At 59.3% G+C, this 18,936-nt stretch carries 16 protein-coding genes; 2 read left to right on the top strand and 14 right to left on the bottom strand.

From position 1 onward, the window contains the following. Positions 1 to 2 precede the first annotated feature (2 nt). Positions 3 to 824 carry a 3-deoxy-manno-octulosonate cytidylyltransferase gene (gene kdsB, locus FHW97_RS01450; RefSeq protein WP_171797802.1) on the bottom strand — a complete coding sequence of 274 codons (822 nt, stop codon included), beginning with the start codon at positions 822 to 824 and terminating at the stop codon, positions 3 to 5. A gap of 12 nt (positions 825 to 836) precedes the next feature. Beyond that, the gene (locus tag FHW97_RS01445; protein ID WP_171798171.1) at positions 837 to 1,823 is read right to left on the bottom strand and encodes an SIS domain-containing protein; all 987 of its coding nucleotides are present in this window, start codon (positions 1,821 to 1,823) and stop codon (positions 837 to 839) included. 196 nt (positions 1,824 to 2,019) lie between these two features. Here FHW97_RS01445 and kdsA point away from each other — a divergent pair, with 196 nt between their 5' ends. Then, a complete protein-coding gene (gene kdsA / locus FHW97_RS01440; RefSeq protein ID WP_171798170.1) occupies positions 2,020 to 2,850 on the top strand; it encodes a 3-deoxy-8-phosphooctulonate synthase in 831 nt (276 codons plus the stop codon). 43 nt (positions 2,851 to 2,893) lie between these two features. On the opposite strand, the gene FHW97_RS01435 is transcribed toward kdsA, so the two are convergent. From FHW97_RS01435 to FHW97_RS01400, 8 genes are all read right to left on the bottom strand, one after another. Continuing rightward, a complete protein-coding gene (locus tag FHW97_RS01435) occupies positions 2,894 to 4,030 on the bottom strand; it encodes a polysaccharide biosynthesis/export family protein (protein WP_171797801.1) in 1,137 nt (378 codons plus the stop codon). A gap of 71 nt (positions 4,031 to 4,101) precedes the next feature. Beyond that, on the bottom strand, positions 4,102 to 4,980 hold the full coding sequence (gene rfbA, locus FHW97_RS01430; RefSeq protein ID WP_169041779.1) for a glucose-1-phosphate thymidylyltransferase RfbA: 879 nt from the start codon (positions 4,978 to 4,980) through the stop codon (positions 4,102 to 4,104). A 37-nt stretch (positions 4,981 to 5,017) separates the two neighbouring features. After that, positions 5,018 to 5,902, bottom strand: a complete 885-nt coding sequence (rfbD, locus tag FHW97_RS01425; RefSeq protein WP_022677166.1) for a dTDP-4-dehydrorhamnose reductase — start codon at positions 5,900 to 5,902, stop codon at positions 5,018 to 5,020. Then, positions 5,899 to 6,966, bottom strand: coding sequence for a dTDP-glucose 4,6-dehydratase (rfbB, locus tag FHW97_RS01420; protein ID WP_171797800.1), 1,068 nt, complete (start codon positions 6,964 to 6,966; stop codon positions 5,899 to 5,901). Before rfbB ends, rfbD begins: the two co-directional genes overlap by 4 nt. Before the next feature lie 45 nt (positions 6,967 to 7,011). Then, the gene (rfbC, locus tag FHW97_RS01415; RefSeq protein ID WP_171797799.1) at positions 7,012 to 7,569 is read right to left on the bottom strand and encodes a dTDP-4-dehydrorhamnose 3,5-epimerase; all 558 of its coding nucleotides are present in this window, start codon (positions 7,567 to 7,569) and stop codon (positions 7,012 to 7,014) included. 113 nt (positions 7,570 to 7,682) lie between these two features. Next, a complete protein-coding gene (locus tag FHW97_RS01410; protein WP_171797798.1) occupies positions 7,683 to 9,569 on the bottom strand; it encodes a methyltransferase domain-containing protein in 1,887 nt (628 codons plus the stop codon). 139 nt (positions 9,570 to 9,708) lie between these two features. Next, positions 9,709 to 10,656 carry an NAD-dependent epimerase/dehydratase family protein gene (locus FHW97_RS01405; protein ID WP_171797797.1) on the bottom strand — a complete coding sequence of 316 codons (948 nt, stop codon included), beginning with the start codon at positions 10,654 to 10,656 and terminating at the stop codon, positions 9,709 to 9,711. 31 nt (positions 10,657 to 10,687) lie between these two features. Further along, entirely contained in the window at positions 10,688 to 11,947 is a 1,260-nt protein-coding gene (locus FHW97_RS01400; RefSeq protein ID WP_171797796.1) for a hypothetical protein, read from the bottom strand. Positions 11,948 to 12,158: 211 nt separating this feature from the next. Here FHW97_RS01400 and FHW97_RS01395 point away from each other — a divergent pair, with 211 nt between their 5' ends. Further along, positions 12,159 to 14,882, top strand: coding sequence for a glycosyltransferase (locus FHW97_RS01395; protein WP_171797795.1), 2,724 nt, complete (start codon positions 12,159 to 12,161; stop codon positions 14,880 to 14,882). A 75-nt stretch (positions 14,883 to 14,957) separates the two neighbouring features. On the opposite strand, the gene FHW97_RS01390 is transcribed toward FHW97_RS01395, so the two are convergent. The 4 genes from FHW97_RS01390 to FHW97_RS01375 form a co-directional block, all read right to left on the bottom strand. Continuing rightward, the gene (locus tag FHW97_RS01390; protein ID WP_169041773.1) at positions 14,958 to 15,605 is read right to left on the bottom strand and encodes an ABC transporter ATP-binding protein; all 648 of its coding nucleotides are present in this window, start codon (positions 15,603 to 15,605) and stop codon (positions 14,958 to 14,960) included. Further along, on the bottom strand, positions 15,602 to 16,402 hold the full coding sequence (locus FHW97_RS01385) for an ABC transporter permease (RefSeq protein WP_169041772.1): 801 nt from the start codon (positions 16,400 to 16,402) through the stop codon (positions 15,602 to 15,604). The genes FHW97_RS01390 and FHW97_RS01385 overlap by 4 nt, the downstream gene beginning before the upstream one ends. A gap of 3 nt (positions 16,403 to 16,405) precedes the next feature. Further along, entirely contained in the window at positions 16,406 to 17,566 is a 1,161-nt protein-coding gene (locus tag FHW97_RS01380) for a capsule biosynthesis protein (RefSeq protein WP_171797794.1), read from the bottom strand. A gap of 356 nt (positions 17,567 to 17,922) precedes the next feature. After that, positions 17,923 to 18,867 (bottom strand): phytanoyl-CoA dioxygenase family protein, encoded by a 945-nt coding sequence (locus tag FHW97_RS01375; protein ID WP_171797793.1) that lies wholly within the window; start codon positions 18,865 to 18,867, stop codon positions 17,923 to 17,925. Between the last annotated feature and the right edge of the window lie 69 nt (positions 18,868 to 18,936).

Genomic DNA, 18,936 nt, shown 5'->3' with positions numbered 1-18,936 from the left:
GGTCACAGCGGATAGGGATCGCCCAGCCGGGCGATCGCCGCCTCGGCCAAGGCCAGATCGGCCGGCGTATCGATGCCCGACATGGCATGAAGCGGCGGATCGACCGCGATCGTCGCAATCGTCCGTCCCGCTTCCAGAAAGCGCAATTGTTCCAGGCCCTCCAGGCGTTCGGTCGGGCTTTGCGGCGCCTGGGCAAACCATTCCAGCGCCGCCAGGCGATAACCATAGAGCCCGAGATGCTGCCAAACCGGCGACAGCGGCTCGCTGGCGCGCAGCTTGGCCTCGTCGCGCATGGCCGGCAGAATGGTCTTGGAAAACCACAAGGCGCGGCCCTGCGCGTCGCGGATGCAGGTCGTACCGCTGAACGGGGCGGTCTGCTTGTGGGCGCGCAAGCGGTCCAGCCGTGGCCAATCGAGCCGATAGACCGGCGTCGCCACGTCTGCTTCGCCGCCCCGCAATGTGGCGATCAGCCCGGCCACCACTGCTGGCGGCACGAACGGCGCATCGCCCTGCAGGTTGATGACCAGGTCTGGCCGATCGGGCCAGGCGGCGGCGGCGGCATAGGCGCGAGAAGAACCCGAATCGAGCGCGCTGTCGGTCATCGTCACGGCCGCGCCGATCGCCTGGGCATGCGCCGCGATGCGCGCGTCATCGGTGGCAACCACCACCGCGCAATTCCCCGCCAGTTCTGCCGCAGCCCTGGCCACGGCGTGCACGCGTTCGAGCAGCGTGCGGCCAGCGATGGTCAGCAACGGCTTGCCCGGCAAACGCGTGGAACCATGGCGCGCCGGCACGACGATCAGGGCAGAAGAAGGCGAGGGCATGCCTGCCGCTTATCAGGCGGCGCCGGCCCTGACGATATCGTGCATGTGGACAATGCCCACCAAGATTTCGCCTTCGACGACAAACAGCACCGACACGGCATTGTCGTTAAGCAGGCGCAGCGCATCCGATGCCAGGGTATCGGGCGCCACCCGCAGCGGATTGGGCGACATGTGCAGGCCGATTTGGTCGCTGAGGTCATAGGCCGCGATGCAGCGGCGCAGGTCGCCATCGGTAAACGCGCCGATCAGCCGGCCGGTGCCATCGACCACCGCGGTGCAGCCATAGCGCTTGCGGCTCATCTCCAGCGTGGCGTTGCTCAGCGATTCGTCGCTGGTCACGCGCGGCACCGCCTCTCCCGTGCCCATGATGTCGCTCATCACGCACAGTTGCGCACCCAGCTTGCCACCGGGGTGAAACACGCGGAAATCGGTAGGCGTGAAGCCGCGCGCCTCGATCAGCGCGACAGCCAGCGCATCGCCCAGCACGAGTTGCGTGGTGGTGGACGAGGTCGGCGCCAGTTCGTTGGGGCATGCCTCGCGCACCGGGGGCATCGACAGGCAGATATCGGCGGCCCGGCCCGCAGTGCTGTCGGGGAAAGAAGTCGCCACGATGAGCGTGACGCCATACTGGTTGCAGTAGTGAAGAATGTCGTTGAGTTCGCTGGTCTCGCCCGACCAGGTGATGGCCAGCACGACATCCTCGGGCGTGATCATGCCCAGGTCACCATGGCTCGCCTCGCCCGGGTGGAGATAGACGGCTGACGTGCCGGTAGAGCGCATGGTCGCGGCGATCTTGCGCGCGATATGCCCGCTCTTGCCCATGCCGGTCACGACGACGCGGCCACGGGTGGTGGCCAGGGCCGTGATCGCCTGCTCCACCGCCTCGCGCAGTTGCGGTGCGCGCAGGGCATCGCGCAAGGTCTCCAGCGCATCCAGTTCGATGTCGATCGTCTTCAACGCAGATGCGGCATAGCGCACGTCGATCATCTTGTTGGGCATCTCGTTCAAAGCAGGTCTCGCGTGCACGCTATGGCGGTGTGCGCAGGGGGAATTGGCTGCCATATCATCACCCACCTGTTGCCAGAATTTTCAATACCCGCCAAGGGTTGTGAAATCACTATTGTGTTCGGGCCGTGTAAACTGCATCCGATCCGGCAGTGAATTACACAATTTTTCGGCAGGCGAGCTCTCCCATATGCACCTTTGTGGCCATACGATTCGACCGCATTCTTCCCTATTCGCATTTGCGGGACCCTGCGTCATCGAAAGCGAGGAAATGACGCTTTCCATCGCCGAAACGCTTGCCGGGGTGGCGGACAGGCTTGGGCTGCTGCTCATTTTCAAGGCCTCTTTCGACAAAGCAAACCGCAGTTCCGACAAATCGTTCCGGGGTCTCGGCATCGACGAAGGATTGCGCATCCTGGAAAAGGTCCGCGCGCAGACCGGCCTTCCCGTGATCACCGACGTGCACGAGGCGGCGCAGGTGGCGCCGGTCGCCAGCGTGGTCGACGTCTTGCAGACGCCCGCCTTCCTCGCGCGGCAGACCGATTTCATCGCCGCGGTCGCCGCCAGCGGCAAGCCGGTCAACATCAAGAAGGCCCAGTTCATGGCGCCGGCCGACATGCAGCAGGTGGTCAACAAGGCCCGCAACGCCGCCAGCGCCGCCGGGCACGATCCCGACGCTTTCCTGCTGTGCGAACGCGGCACCTCGTTCGGTTACAACACCCTGGTGTCCGACATGCGCGGCCTGGCGATCATGGCCGATACCGGCTGCCCGGTGGTGTTCGATGCCACCCACTCGGTCCAGCAGCCCGGCGGCCTGGGCGAGCGCTCGGGCGGCCAGCGCGAATTCGTCCCCCTGCTCGCCCGCGCCGCCGTGGCCGCCGGCGTCGCGGGCGTGTTCATGGAAACCCACCCCGATCCGGACAAGGCCCTGTCAGACGGCCCCAACGCCCTGCCCCTCGCCGATTTCGAAGAGCTGTGGAAGCGGCTGCTGGCCATCGACGCGGTAGTGAAGCAGTCTTGATGGAAGCATCCCCGGCCAAAGCGTGGCCGGGGATGCCCGCAGGTCAGTTCTTGGCGACAGAAACCGCGCTGGTCACCGCCACCACCGGCGAGAACAACTGGCTGATCAACTGGATCACCTTGCTCGGCTGGTTCGCGCGCGCATTGCCGAAGTAGAGCACATCCTTGTTCTGCATCCGGAAGTTCTGCGCCAGGAAATAGCTGCCGGTCCGCATCATGTTGATGTGATAGACCACCGGCTTGCGCAGGCCCGGATTGGCGGGATCATCGACATAGCGGAATACAAACACTGCCGCCGGATCGCCCAGGTTTGGATTGGGGCCGCCGGCCGCCGAAATCGCCTGTGCCAAGGTCAAGGTTCCGCTGACGAAGGGAATCTGGTCCATTCTGCCTGCGGCGCCCAGCACCGAGAACGACATCGGATCATAGATCAGCGTATAACGATCGCCGGGATAGGCGCGCACATCCAGGGACGGATTGTCGAGCAGCGTGCTCAGGCGGTAATCCGCACTTTCATCGCGCCGTTTGACACGTACGATCAGATCGCTCGCCTTGCCGCGATAACCGCCCGCGAGGGCCACCACATCAGACAGCGTTTCACGGTTGGTGTCGAGCACCAGGCGGCCAGGCCTTGCAACCTCGCCACCAACAATGACGGAATTTGTGATGACCGACCGGCGCGTCACCAGAACCTGGGGGTTCTGCGAATATCCGCGCAATGCCAGGCGAATCTGCCGCTCTATTTCGACCGGCGTTTCGCCGAGCACCCGCAGCTTGCCCGCATACGGGATCGTGATGTCGCCATTATCGTCCACCCGCATTTCAGGCAGATTCTGCGCGCGTGCGCCGGTATCGATGCCGGCGCTGGCCGAAGCCCCTGAAAGACCGGTCGAATTCGAAAACAGGGTGACACCAGCCTCGTAAATCGCCACGTTCAGCACATCGCCGGGGCCGACCATGTCGGTGGGCGGCGGCGGCCGGTCCATCAATCGCATCCCGACGTCCGTGGCCTGCGGCGGAATCTGGGCAGGGCTATCCACTTCCACCAGCGAGAGGTCCATTTGCTGGTCGCTGGCCACCGCCTTGGTCACCTGGCTACCGGTCGGGCCGCTGGACGGCAGAGTGGCGCACGCTCCCAGCAGTAGCGTCGTGCTCAAAAGAAGCGAGGATTGGAGCTTCATGAAATAGTTCCGCAAAATAGGTCATGCCGCCCGTCGGCACTTCGTGTCCGAGGACGATCAGCCCCCCGTTGTCACCGGTTCAGGTCCCCTGACAGAACGGTCCTCAAGTAGCGCCCATAATCCGATTTGCCCAGTTTATCGATAGCGCGTTGCAAGCCAGTTTCGTCGATAAAACCATTGCGGAACGCAATTTCCTCGGGACTGGCGATCTTGAAACCTTGCCGCTTTTCCAGGATCCGCACATATTCTGCCGCGTCCAGCAAGCTGTCGGGTGTACCGGTATCGAGCCAGGCATAACCGCGCCCCATGATCTCGACGGACAGTTCGCCACGTTCGAGATAGACCCGGTTCACGTCGGTGATTTCCAGTTCGCCCCGCACGGAAGGCTTGAGATCGGCGGCAATATCGACGACTTGCGCATCGTAGAAATACAGCCCGGTAACCGCCCAGTTGGACTGGGGCTGCGCGGGCTTTTCCTCGATCGCAATCGCTTTCATGTCATTGTCGAATGCGACGACGCCATACCGTTCCGGATCGGATACGTGATAGGCAAAGACGCTGGCGCCCGATGTTCGCGCCTTGGCGCTGCGCAGCAGATCAGGCAGGCCATGCCCGTAAAAGATGTTATCGCCAAGAATCAAGGCCGAAGGCTGATTGCCGACGAAATCCGCACCGATCACATAAGCCTGCGCCAAGCCATCGGGACTGGGTTGTTCGGCATATTCCAGCCGCATGCCCCATTGCGCGCCATCGCCCAAAAGAGAACGAAACGCGGGAAGATCGCGGGGCGTTGAAATAATCAGCACATCCCGGATACCCGCAAGCATCAACGTGCTGAGGGGATAATAGATCATCGGCTTGTCATAGACAGCCATCAACTGCTTTGACGTAGCAAGTGTCATCGGATATAGTCGGGTTCCACTTCCACCCGCCAGAATGATACCCTTCATCTTATACGTTCCTTTTGTAATCAATCACCAGTCGGCTTTATGCAGCAAGCAAGCGTTGGACGACCCGCTCCAGTGCACCATGCCATTCAGGCAGCGTCACGCCATGCACGTTTGCAATGAGCGTGCTGTCGAGGCGGGAGTTCATGGGCCGGGCAGCTGGCGTCGGGTAATCAATTCCTTGAATGGGCCGCACGCGTGCCGACGGACCTTGCAGCGCAGCAGAGGCTGCGAAAATCGCTTCGGCCAACATTGCCCAGCTGGCTTCCCCCGCCGCCGTCATGTGAAAAATGCCGCGCAGCTCGGCATCCCGGCTGCCAACCATATTGCCCGCGACAGTCAGAATGCCATCGGCAATGTCGAGCGCGCTGGTGGGATTGCCGATCTGGTCTGCCACCACCGCGATTTCTTCGCGTTCGGCGCCTAACCGCAGCATGGTCTTCACGAAATTGCCCCCGAACGGACTATAGACCCAAGCCACGCGCAAAATGGCCGCATTGTTCGGGCAGTTTTCGGCCACCGCCTGCTCACCCGCCAGCTTGGACGCGCCATAGACACCAATGGGACCAGTTGCGTCGCATTCGCGGTAAGGGCGATCGAGCGCGCCATCAAACACATAGTCCGTGGAAAGGTGAATGACGGGCACATTCAGCCGGCTGGCGGCCGCTGCCACTGCCGCGGGGCCGAGCACATTTATCGCTTCCGCAAGTTGAGGCTCGGCCTCGGCCTTGTCGACGGCGGTATAGGCGGCGGCGGACACGATCACATCGGGCGCCACGGCCGCCAGGGCATCGCCGACCGTGTCAGGCCGTGCCAAGTCGATTTCCGGCCGAGCGAGAGGCACGATATCGTGGCCGGCCAAGGCACCGCGCTCGATCAAGCTCGATGCGACCTGCCCATAGCGGCCAGTAACGGCAATCTTCACGCGATCATCCCGGATTTTGCTGCGTCGAGCCCCAAACGCGCGCCGTCGTAGCGGTCGCGCAGCGGGCGCCACCACCATTCGTTGTCGAGATACCACCGAACCGTCTTTTCGATCCCGCTGTCAAAATTTTCCTGGGCACGCCAGCCCAATTCGTTTTCCAGCTTGGTGGCGTCGATGGCATAGCGCGCATCGTGGCCGGGGCGATCGGTGACGAAATCGATCAGCTCTTCGCGCGGGGTCGCTGCGGGGACCAGAGCATCGAGCACCGTGCAGATGCGCCGCACCACGTCGATGTTGCGGCGCTCGTTCCGGCCGCCGACGTTATAGGTTTCGCCAATCCGCCCATGGGCGATGATCATGTCGAGCGCGCGGGCATGATCATCGACGAACAACCAGTCGCGCACGTTTTCGCCCTTGCCATAAACGGGCAGCGAACGGCCATCTAGCGCATTGAGGATCGTAAGCGGGATGAGTTTTTCCGGGAAGTGATACGGGCCGTAGTTGTTCGAACAGTTTGAGACCACGATGGGCATCCCGTAAGTCCGCTCCCAGGCCTTGGCAAGGTGGTCGGAAGCCGCCTTGGACGCCGAATAGGGCGAGGACGGATCATAAGGCGTGGTTTCGGTAAACAGTCCTTCGTTACCCAGCGAGCCATAGACCTCGTCGGTAGACACATGGAGGAAGCGGAAGGCTGCCTTGGCGGCGCCATCAAGGCCGTTCCAATAGGCGCGCGCCGCTTCCAGAAGCACGAATGTGCCCACGATATTGGTCTGGATGAAGTCAGCCGCGCCGGTGATGGAGCGATCGACATGACTTTCTGCAGCTAGATGCATCACGCGATCCGGGCGAAAACTGCCGATGGCCTCGGCCATGGCCGCGCCATCCCTGATATCGGCCCGCAAAAAGCGGTGGTTGGCCCGGCCTTCCACCGCGCGCAAGGACGCTTCGCAGCCGGCGTAAGTCAGCGCATCGATGGTGAGTACTTCATAGCCTTTTTCCAAGACGAGGAAACGGACCAAGGCGGAACCGATAAATCCAGCGCCGCCAGTTACAATCACACGCATGAAGTAAATCTCCAGAATTTTTGCGACACAAGATCGACCAATGCCTCAGGCAGAAAAATAGGCCGGCAATTGGGCCAGCTTGGGCTGATTTTGGTCTTTCGAAGACAAAGTCTCGGGATCGGCGATATCCGGCCACATTACGCCGATATCTGCATCGTCCCAGGCCAGACCTCTGTCAGATTGGGCATTGTAATACGCCGTCACCTTGTAGGCGATGACCGTTCCCGGCTCGAGCGAGCAGAAGCCATGGGCAAAGCCGGGGGGAACCCACAATTGTCGTCCATTTTGCGCGCTGAGCGTCTCGCCAACCCAGTGCCCAAACGTGGGCGAGCCGACCCGGATGTCGACCGCCACGTCGAACAGCGCACCCGCCGTGCACCGCACCAGTTTGCCCTGGGCATGAGGCTCGCTCTGGAAATGCAGCCCCCGGATCGTGCCCGCCCTAGCGCTGAGCGATTCGTTGTCCTGGACAAACAGATGCTCGCCACAGGTCTGTACAAAAAGGTCCAACCTAAATGTTTCGGCGAAATAACCGCGCTCGTCACCGATCCGATTTGCGGTGAACACCTTCACGTCCGGGATTGCCAAAGTCGTAACGTGCATACCTGCTCTCTCTTACCGGAAACAACCCGAACATGTCTGGTCGAGTCAGCCCATCGCGCCTGTGCCATCACCACGATGGCCCGCTTGCGTTCATGTCGCGCAAGGCGACCACCCTACCCGCCGAGATCGACGAAACGGCCCTCTGCCATCCCGTGATTGACGTAATGGCGCAGAGGATCCATCCCCGAGGCGGCAACGTCCGCGTATTTTTCCAGATACGCCGGACCATCAAAATGCCTTTTGCCGATTAGCAGTCTGTTCAACACCCGGCGGCGCAATGCTGGCGGCAGTAGACCGCGCCATCCGCTACCGGCGTAATCCATCAGCTGATAGAGGCGACGCATCCACATGAGATCGCGATCTTTCTTGGCAGCCCGCTCCTCGACTGCACGCAATTTTCGCGCTTGCTGGCCATGTTCGGCGCGCAGCACCTCCAGCTGCTCAAGCGCGGTCGATGCCTTGGCATGATACCCGAGCGCTTCGGCCCGCAATGCGGCAATCGTTTCGTGGAGCTGGGCAGTGCGCGCCTGCTCGTCAAACAGCGCGCGCTGCTGTTCGGTGACGCGCGCCACTAGCTTTTCGATATTGGCATGAAGCGCCGCCTTGTGTTGCGCCGGAACGGTCTGGCCGACGAATGGCTCATCCTCGCGCAGCATGGTGCTGCTCGCGGGGGCGCTCCCCGGTGCCAGCGCATCGCGGACAACAGCGGCCAAGCCTGTAAGGGGGTGTTGCTCCGCGTGCCATTGCGAATGAAGATCGTGGGCCTGGGCCGCAATCTGCTCCGCGCTGCCGCGCAATGCCCTCAGACGCGCAACGCCACCGGCCAGAGCGCGATTGGTTTCATGATGATCGCGAAGCTGTTGTTCGCGAACAGCGCCGTCCCGCTTTAGATCCACGATGGTCCGTTCAGCCGCAGCGAGTGCGACCTCGACCGCCGCGAGCCGTTGCTCCAGCTTTCGCCGCTGACCGGCAAGATCGTAAACCCATTTTTCCGACTCGATCAGTTCTGCGCCGCTCTTGGCCTGGGCCGCGTGGAGTTGCTCGACCTGATCGCGCAGTGCTTCGCGCTCGGCTTCGAGCTCCCTTACACGCAGCCAAGCCTGATCCACTTCCTCCTGCCGCTGAACCAGGTGGCTTTGCAGCACCGCTGCCCGGCTGGCCAGGTCGGCATTTTCCGAACCAAGGCGCTCGCGGTCCTGATCGGCACCCGCCATGGCCGCGGCCAGATGCGTCAGCTCGTCGCTGCGCTCCTGCTCCTGTTGGCGCTTCTGCGCCAGGGCCTGTTCCAGCTGGGCAATCTGGTCGCGCAAGGCCTCGGTCGCATCTGTCTGCGCCGCCGCCTCGTCAACCTGCTGCCGCAGCCGGGCCAGAATGGCCATGTCTTCGGTGGCTTCACTGCCATGGAATACCGCCGACGATTGCCATGTCCGCACGTTGGAACACGGATATCGCTGGTAGACAAATGCAGTATTGAGGGGGTCGGCACTCGGCCCTTTGCGGAAAACCGCGACAAAATCATTCCACACGTCGGAATGGCGATGGCCGGTGAAGCTTTCGACCAGATCGACTTCAAGTCCGCATGCGCGGGCATAGTCAGCCAGGGCAAGGCCCGCATCGGGATAGAACCGCCAGTAGTCCATTGGATAGCGGTGAACCGTGCCGTTGGACGGGGCGTTCACATAAATATGTCCGCCCGGGCGGGCCGCACGGCACATCCGCAAGAACGTTTCCCAGAAACGGGGATCATGCTCGAAAACCGATGATGCCATAACCAGATCGAAACTGTCGTTTTCAACCGGATACTCGCCACCGGGGGCTATAACCATATCGACCGAGGGACCAGGTTCGAGATCGAGACCGATATAGATGGTCGTTGGTGCCGCAGCATCACGCAGACATCCGTTCACGTTCAAAGAACCTATTTCCAGGACCTTGGCATGGGCAAGATCGCAATAGGTCCGCATAACCAGTTCACCGATCCGAAATGCGGAGTCGTGCATGAGTAAAATTCTCCATCGCATGCCCAAACGCAGCGCCAAGGGGCAATTCCGCCATCGGCGGCGAATGCCCAAACCATTCCCTGCTTGCAAGCACCGCAACAGCTAACCGTGGCGATCCGGCAAGGCATCCGAAACCAAACTATATTCCGCCGCCCGCAACCGCGCGGTGACGCAGATTCCACGCCACCGTTTTGGCCACACCGTCCGCAAAAGGCGTCACCGTTTTCCATCCCAGAAGCCGTTCCGCGCGGCTTGTATCGAGAATGTTGTCTGCCGCGTCGGTCGTGCGATCGGGAACGTGCTCTCGGGCAATCTGACAGCCCAATGCCGCCTCCACGGCATCCACTACCGCCAGGATCGATACCCCCACACCACTGCCGATATTGACCACATCGTTTAAAGGCTCGCGCTCGACGGCACGCACGATCGCATCGATGGTGTCGTCGATGTACAGATAGTCACGCTGGTGCAACCCGCTGCCGAAAATGGATACCGGCTGCCCCTGCAGATAGCGCTGCATGATTGTCCCGATCAAACCCTGCCCACCAATCCCGAGCTGGCCGGGACCATATGGATTGGCCACGCGCAGGATATTATAGCCCATCCCGCTATTTCTGCTGAGCATTCTCAGATAATGCTCGCTGAACAGCTTGTTCAGGCCGTAAGAGTTTATGGGAAATGTGGGGTGACTTTCATCGATCGGCACTTTTTGCGGAATGCCATAAACTGTTCCGCCAGACGACAGAAACGTAAAAGATTTCACCCCAGAAAGAATGCAAGACTTCACAAAAATAACATGGGGAATTACATTGCTGTTTATATCAGCAACAACTTTTTCGTTTCCGACTGCGGCATTTGACGAATTTATCAGATGCACCACATGTGTAATACCGATCAGCTTCCGGTAAACATCCATGTCGTCATGAAAATCGATCAGGCGCAAATCGGCACGATTGCCAAACTCGCTTTCAAAATCCAATGGAAAATGGCGCCCGAAACAGACGACGCGCAGCCCACGGCCCACCAATGCGCGCGTCAGGTGGCGCCCGATAAAACCGTTTGCGCCAAAAATTCCTATAACATCCATGTCTTGCTCGCGACCCAAAAGCGTTCGTTTTTCAAAAACCGTTACAGGAAAAAACTACTGAATCTGTACTTTCGGCGCTGGATACATCCATTGTTGCGCTTGTCTGGTCAAACGCTGTTTCCCTGACAACGCTTACAGTTTTGTCCAGATTGGAGGCAAAGCAGGCCCAACCGGTCGGCGCCGCTGCAGCGATATGGATCGTGATGCGCCCCGCCGGGCAATCGGCGGCAAAGGCAAAGACCCCCGCCGTGCTGCCGCCGCGCTGACCGGTAACGGGGCAATTGCCCGAAATGGCGGGCGGCGCACCGGACGCGATCACGGCCGGTGTTGCCACGAAATTCTGTGCCACTTGCAATCCCGGAGTTGCGGCATCACCCACCGCGACCGTCATCGCCGCATCCGTCATGACCACTCGCCCGGCATTGGCGCGACGGGCCTGGGCATAAATGCGCCATGACGGATTTCCGGCCTGCCCGAACCACGACAGCGCATAAGCCGACGGCAGCGCAACCGCATTCGCCGCCCCGTTCACAACATCGATGGAGCGGTCGCCGAACAGAATGCCGACACGATAGCTCGCGCCATTGTTTAGAATAGACAAGGGGTTCGTGCAACTGTTCGCACTTTGCATTCCAATTCCACAGTCTACGCGCAAGTTGTTCAAAAGATGTTGCGGATTGACGTTGTACGGGTCGGCAGAAGGCGCCGGATCGGAATCATTTTGAATGGAGTTTTCGTCATTGATCAGCAACCGATATCCTCGCTTGCCGGCCGGAACATAGCCTTCCGAGTAATGCGCCCAGTGCAGATGCGGCTGCGCGCTGTCCGCCACGACCAGATCGATACTGCCGATGACATTCTCTGCCTGCCCGCTCGGGTTGTCGCTCGATCGCGCGCCAAAAAAGGCGCCATAGTTCCCCGTGGTCGAAAGGGAATAAAGCTGCACGACACCGCTGCGATCAGTGCCGGGAACGTAAGCATTCGCCCAGGTTACACCATCGCGCGCGGCGGCGCCGAACATGCCGGACTTCGCCCCAAGAGCATTGACGAGAAGCGTACTGGCAGGATCGAAGCGCGTGTCGCCCGCGGCCAGGTCTGCACGGGGATAGACTTGTTCGCCCAAAATCGCGATACGATCGGCAGTGCCGCCTTTTGCCAAACGAACCGCAGGCGTATCGGCATCTGGCGCCTGACTCTCTTTGGCGGACAATGGAGCTAGGGACGCAGCCATCGCGATGCCGGCCGACAGCTTCAATATCTTTGTGGCTGCATCAAAAAACCAGAAACCCATGCAACCCTTCCGATACTGGCCTTGAGCACCTTCGCGCTAGTCCGACGCCCGCCGCCCTGCCAGCGACATTCTGTCGATTTGAGACGAACTATGCGGTAAATGCGTTGGAGCGTGAACAGCCCCCGGATTGAAAATCTTCCAAATTGTGTAACTTTCACAGTGTGTAGGACGCGAAGCGTTAGTCCTCCCCAGCCAAGGCCCCCCTTCCCATATGCTTACAGAAAACGATTGCACGCATGCATTGACAGCCGAGCAAAAGACCAAAGCTAAAGCCGAATTCGACGAAGTTTTCTACAAGGCCAGCAATCCGGATCTGGCCTTGAGCAACGAAGATTTGCTCGAACACTATCTTCATCACGGTTGGCGCCAGGGGCGCGATCCCAATGCCCGTTTCGATACCATCGGCTATATTCTCGCCCATCCCGATGTCCTGCGGCCGGGAAACCACCCGTTCTTTCACCATCTGTTTGGCGATATCGCAGCCGCAGATGCGCGAGCCTCCGCGCCTCGCGCGCCCCTGGCAGCGCCCATCAGCACTTTTGCGCCCGCGCACGAACCGGAAGTCATCCGCAACGCGGCAGCCCCGAACGCAACCGGACACATCAGCCCGGCTGGCCAAACCGTTACGATCCTTTCGGAAGAAGACGCGTATCGCGGGTTATCCGAAGCCGATATCAGGCAATTGAAGCAGGATTTCTCGGCCGATTTCTATTTGCAGACATATCCCGACGTTCGCATCTCCGGCGCGGATCCCTTTTTCCACTACATGACTCAAGGCTGGCTGGAAGGCCGTGACCCGAGCGCTGATTTTTCGACACGGTTCTATCTGGCGCTGTATACCGACATTGCTGATTCAGGCATGAATCCGTTTGTGCACTGGTCTCTCTATGGCAAGCACGAGTTGCGAGCGACAATTCCATTTCGGCAAAAAGTTGCCAAAAAGCGCTTCTGTCCCAAAGTATCGGCAATTGTTCCGAATTACAACCATGGTCGGTTTTTGGAACAGCGACTAAATTCCATTTTGGCGCAAACTTACCAGAATATTGATATATTGGTTCTAGATGACTGCTCATCCGATAATAGCCGCGAGGTGATTGATCGTTTTTCTGAGAAATATGGCAATCGCATTCGTAAAATATACAATGTCAACAACTCTGGCGGCGTGTTCAAGCAATGGAACAAAGGCCTCGATAATGTTGACGGTGAAATTGTCTGGATTTGCGAAAGCGATGATTTCTGCGAACCCGATTTCGTAGAGAAACTGGTGCCGTTTTTCGCGGATGACAGCGTACAAATGGCGTTTGGCCGCATTCTGGAAACCGACATTGAGGGTACAGCCAATCTTTGGCTCGACACCTATCGAGAAGATGCCGAAGCGGGCATCTGGGCAGAGCAGCTCGTTCGGCCTGCCGCAGACTGGTTTGCACACGGGTTCGGCGTCAGCAATGTGATTGCCAATGTTGGTGGATGCCTGTTCCGCCGCGCCCCCATTGCCCAGCGCGTATGGGACGAGGCAGCCAGCTTCAAGGTCGTAGGCGATTGGTATCTCTATCTGCAGATTGCCGGCGGCGGGCAGATCGCCTGGCATCCCGATGCCGTATCGTATTTCCGCCGACATGGCTCGAACACATCATCCAGCTCATTCACCGGAACCAGGTTCTACAACGAACTGGAGCGAGTCATGATCGAGATGCGCAAGACTTGGACCATTCCCGACGCAACGACTATCAAATTTTATGAAAATATTGCAAAGCAATATAAATACTTCGATGTCGAGGCTACGCACGGGGTGCTCGATCTCCATTGCAATCTCGACAAGATGCTTTCAACCCGTCGGCAAAAGTCGCATATTCTTTTGGCGATGCTGGGCTTTATCCCGGGTGGCGGTGAAAATTTCCCGATACAGCTGGCCAACAGCCTGGTGGAGGCTGGATGGATCGTTTCCATTCTGGTGTTCAACTCCGAAGAGGTGAACGAGCATATGCGCCGGGCGCTCAATCCCGCAGTATCGGTGTACGATGCCGCGTGGATAACCGAATACGGTTGTGGTCGGGCGATGCGGGAATTGGGTGTGTCCCTGATACATTCCCACACGGTAGGGGCAGAAATGCACTTCTACCACATGTGGAATCTCGACCCCGCCTTGCCCTATGTCGTCACGCTCCACGGGTCTTACGAGGCTTCCGACATTCCATTCGAGAGCATGACGCGCATCACTTCGGCGATCGACCACTTCGTCTATACCGCCGACAAGAATCTGCTGCCGCTGCAAGGCCAGGACATTGCGCCTGAGCGGTTCACGAAAATGGCCAACGCGATGCCCATCGACCCACTGCCATTTCCCAAAACGCGCGCCGATCTGGGCATCGCGGAGGATGCCATCGTCTTTACGCTGGTAGCCCGGGGCATCAAACGCAAGGGCTGGCGCGCGGCCATCGAAGCGTTTGTCGCGGTTCGCAAACGCAATCCACACAGCGCGATGCACTTGTGCCTTGTTGGCGAGGGCGATGAACCCGACCGCCATCGCAAGCGTTATGGTAAAGACCCGGATATCAGTTTCCTGGGTTATCAAGCGCGTATTCACGGCCTTTACCGCCTCAGCGATGTCGCCGTCGTGCCCACACGTTTCGCGGGTGAATCCTATCCGCTGTGCATCATACAAGCCCTGCAGGTGGGAACGCCTGTCGTGGCCAGTGATGTCGGTGAAATCGAAAATATGCTCAAAGACGCACATGGCGCATGCGGCGGCATTATCGTGAAGGCGGTGCGCGACACAGCCACGTTCATCGATTCCTTTGCCGCAGCGATGGAAGCCATCCTTGACGACAGCCTTCGCGCCCGGCTTGCAGAACAGGCGCAGCACTTGGGCCGGAATTACGATATGGGCCCACTCGTCGAAAATTACGGCAAGATCTATTCGCAGGTGCTTTGCTGAACGATCGCGCCCCATTGCCCAAGCGGCGATGGGGCAGCGGTTGCCACGCGTCGCACGCCAGGCCGGCCGCCCCAGTCAGAACTGGCTATAAACCGCCAGCGCCTGCTCCACATCGGTTTGAAGCTCGGCATGGCCGTTGGACAGGAGCAACGCCTTGTTGCAGTACTGCCTGACGGCATCGTTGCTGTGCGAAGCCAATATCATGGTGCGGTCACTGCGCTTTTCGAACAGTTCGTGATGGCATTTGCGCTGAAAGTTCTGATCGCCGACCAGGATGATTTCATCGATCAGATAGCAATCGAATTCGATGGCGAGCGACAGCCCGAACGCCAACCGGGCGCGCATACCCGATGAATAGGTTTTGACCGGCATCCGCAGCTGCCGACCCAGCTCCGTGAAATCCTCAATGAAGTCGCGCATTTCCTTGTAGTCGCGGCCATATATCCGGGCGATGAATCGCGCATTGTCATAGCCGGTCAAACTTCCCTGAAATCCGCCGGCAAAACCCAGTGGCCACGATACCGTCATCGTGCGATGGACCTTTCCCGATGTCGGCATTTCTACCCCACCAATCAACTTGATCAGCGTTGTCTTGCCCGCACCGTTACGCCCCAACAGCGCAAGACGATCGCCTCGCTCCACGGTGAAATTGACGTTGTTCAGCACGCGCTTGGTTCCGCCGCCGTGCTTGTAGTTTTTGCAAAGGTTGGTGCATGTAATCATTCGACATTAATCGTTTTGCGGATGCGCCGGCATAGGAGTAGACCGATAGCGGCAGCGATCATTGAACAATACAGCGGGTTGGCGACATTGTAGTATGGCTCAACACGCTCGCCCCACAGCCCGTAGCGCATCATTTCCATGGCGTTGACGAAGGGAGACCACATCAGGTATCCGCGCAATTGCGGAGATAGCCAGGATGACATCGTGAACAGACCCGAAAAAGGGATCATCACATAGGTTGTCACCGGTATGAACTTTTCCAGTACTTCCGATGTTTCGGAAAGTGGCGCAATGATCAAGCATAGCGATAGTGTGAAAAGCGAATACAGAAACCAGCCGAATACCAAATAGCCCATATTGGCAGGTACCGGAAAAAGATCGAAAGCGATCAATATCGAGCCAATGAATACATATGCCATCATCGCGCCGATCATTTCGATCAGGAAACGCACCAGAATAAAATCAAGTATCTTGATCTGGCGATGATACATCAGGCTACCATTGGCCTGGAACAGCATCACGCAGCGGGACACGGCATGGCGAAACAACGTGATCGGAATATAGCCCGATACTACGAATGCCACCACGCTGATGCCATGCTCCTCGGAGCCCTTCATGAATCGCCAGATCAGCGCAACAAGACCGGCAAACAGTAGGGGCTCGACCATGATCCACAGAAAGCCGATGTTTTCGCGGCCGTATCGCGTGGTAAGTTCGCGGATCATCAGCGCATGGATAACCCGCTTCTGAATGCGCAAACCTCGCCGCCAACGCGCCCAGGTAATTGGTGCAGCCATCGGTCAATCTTCCGGGGCGTGCTCAAGGATGCCGACCACCAGCATCCACCCGATGAAATAGAGGCACAGCGCGCACGCCGCCACCGACAGGATGCTGAGCAGGCGCGAGGGCAGCAAAGCCTCGTCTGGTCGGTTGGGTTCGACGACACGTTCCAGATAGAATTTCTGCCGTTGCGCATCGGCGCGGGCCTGGACCAGTGCTGCGTTCGCCACCGTCAGGCTGTCGTTGGCAAACTTCTGCTCGACTAGCAAATCCTCGTAATTGCCCAGCTTGGACGCCATCGCGCCAGCACCGCCCGCAACCTGGCTGTTCTGCTGGGCAGCTTGGGCCGATAGCGCAGCGATGCGATTGCGCAGCGCCGGGATCGCCGGATTGCGTGGTGTCTGCTGCTCCATCATCGACAATTGCGCTTGCAGTGCAGCTCGCTGGGCAGTCAACTGGTTGGCAATTTCGACAACGCCGCCGGCCTGTTTGACCGGGTCGATTAGGGCGCTTTGGTTGCGATAGCGGGTCAGGTTAACAGTCGCTTCGCGGGCACGCTGGCTGGCCTGCGCCAGTTGCTGCTCGGCCTCGGCAATACCCCGGCCTTGTGCACGAGCATTGAGCCGGTTGACCATGTCTTCACTGAGCGACAACAGGATGCGATTGATCTGGTAGGCGTCGTCCGGCGTGAAGGCCTTGACTTTTACCACGGCGGTGCCGGTTTGCGCATCCAGATTGGCATCCACCATCTTGCCATAATACTTGTAAAGATTTTCGAAAGATTTTCCCGAAACAAAACTTGGGAATCTCGAAAGAAAATCACCACCCGTCGTGTATTTCTGGCGAATATCAATTCTTTTCTGTAACTCGTTCAACGCATCGCGCGAACGCACGAATTCCAGAACTTCGTTGGACTGTTCCTGCCCCGTCGAAAGCCCGGTCGTCTGAATAAGGTTTGCCAATGAGGACAGCGCAGGCCGCTTCTCGTCGGGAGACTTGATGACAAATCGCGACTCCGAGACGTAGATATCGCCGGCCACGAGCCCGTAATAGATCACGGCAAGCACAGTGGGGACGACTACAAACAGCAGAAACCAGCGGTTCTTTTTCAACCAGTGCGGTACATCGAATTTGCTCGGCGCAGGCTCTGCATCTGCAACGTGGGTCATTTCAGCGTTCATATATCCTGCATCAGACGATCGAGCCGCCGGCTGGGCCGGCTAGCACCATATTTCAGCGGTTGCTTGGTCGTAAACTCTTGATTGGCGCCGCTTGGCAACTCGCCCCAAAGGGCCCACTATCGGCGTCGAAAGCACTTGAAATATTGCCGCTATTCCTGCGTGCTTTCTCCTCGCGACAGGGCCTTTGCCGGCGTCCCCTGAGGGTGCCGGGATCGAAGTTACGGCCTAGGACATACGCAACACCAGCGCAAGCTGGGGTATAGCCGGCGGCCGCGTAAATACGACGAAACGACACCCGATTTTTCGGTTGGCACGGCTGGACCGCCCACGCGAAAAGCTGCCACGCCGCCAGCCAGTCATCGGCCTAACAGCCGCGCAAGCGCGCGGCGGGGACCGAGCCCTCCGCCCTTTTTGCGCCGCGGCAGATCCTGGCCCAGATGGCGCCCGGCGTGGACTGTGCCATCGACGATCGAAACCGGGTTGCGCACGTCGAGACGACCGAACGCCTCGTCCGAGAACGCCGGCGTATAATATATGCAGTCCGCAAAGTAGTAGTGCGTGACCTGAGACCACCGCGTGCGGTGAGGATCGGATTGCCATCCCCCGCCATGAAGAAGATTGGCAGTCCAGATTAGCGCCTGCCCCTTTCTGGCCAGAAAGGTTTGTGGCTCGACCTGGTGGGCCGCCACCAGTGCGCGCCATGCGACAGCGAACGGATCCTGGGCGGAGTCCAGTTTCGAACCATAGCCTTGGCGACCGATCAGCAGATTGTTGAGCGCCGGCCAGCGGTGCGAACCGGGCCAGTAGTGCAACGGGCCTGCTTCGGTGCCGATGTCTTCCATGGCCAGCCACACCCCGCACATGAAACGTTCGGGCAAGCTGGAAAAGTGCACCAGATCGGTATGCGCTTCCTGCTGGGTTCCGACCGGAAAATTCAACGTCTGGAATGGAAACGCGTCACGTCCGTAAAGTTTGCCGAGCAAATCGAGCACGACCTGGTTGCAGGCGATGGCCTTGACATCCTCGTCGAAGGTCCAGGCATCCTGGATACGGCGGTCGCCGCCGGCCTTGACGCTGGCGGGATCGTTCAGGTCCACCCCGACGAAGCGCGGCGCAAGGTTCGCTTTGATCCGCGCGATCCGGGAATCGAGTTCTGCATCGGGAAAGTCAATCACCGCAAAGCCGTTTGTCGCCAGCGACTGGGCGATGCGCGCTTCGTCCGCAGTCAGGTTCAGCGACGCCTGCAGGCTGGGGAACAGCGGCGATTCGATCAGCGGAATGCCGGGAAGCGGATTGGTCAAAGGGGAAGGTTCCTTGGTTCACGGCAATGCGATGCGATGGGGCGATACGATCGCATTGTCTGGGTCAAG

Source organism: Novosphingobium sp. SG754 (assembly GCF_013149315.1).
GTDB lineage: Bacteria > Pseudomonadota > Alphaproteobacteria > Sphingomonadales > Sphingomonadaceae > Novosphingobium > Novosphingobium capsulatum.
Note: the sequence above shows the minus strand (reverse complement) of the source record. Positions and strands in the feature narration are given on the sequence as shown.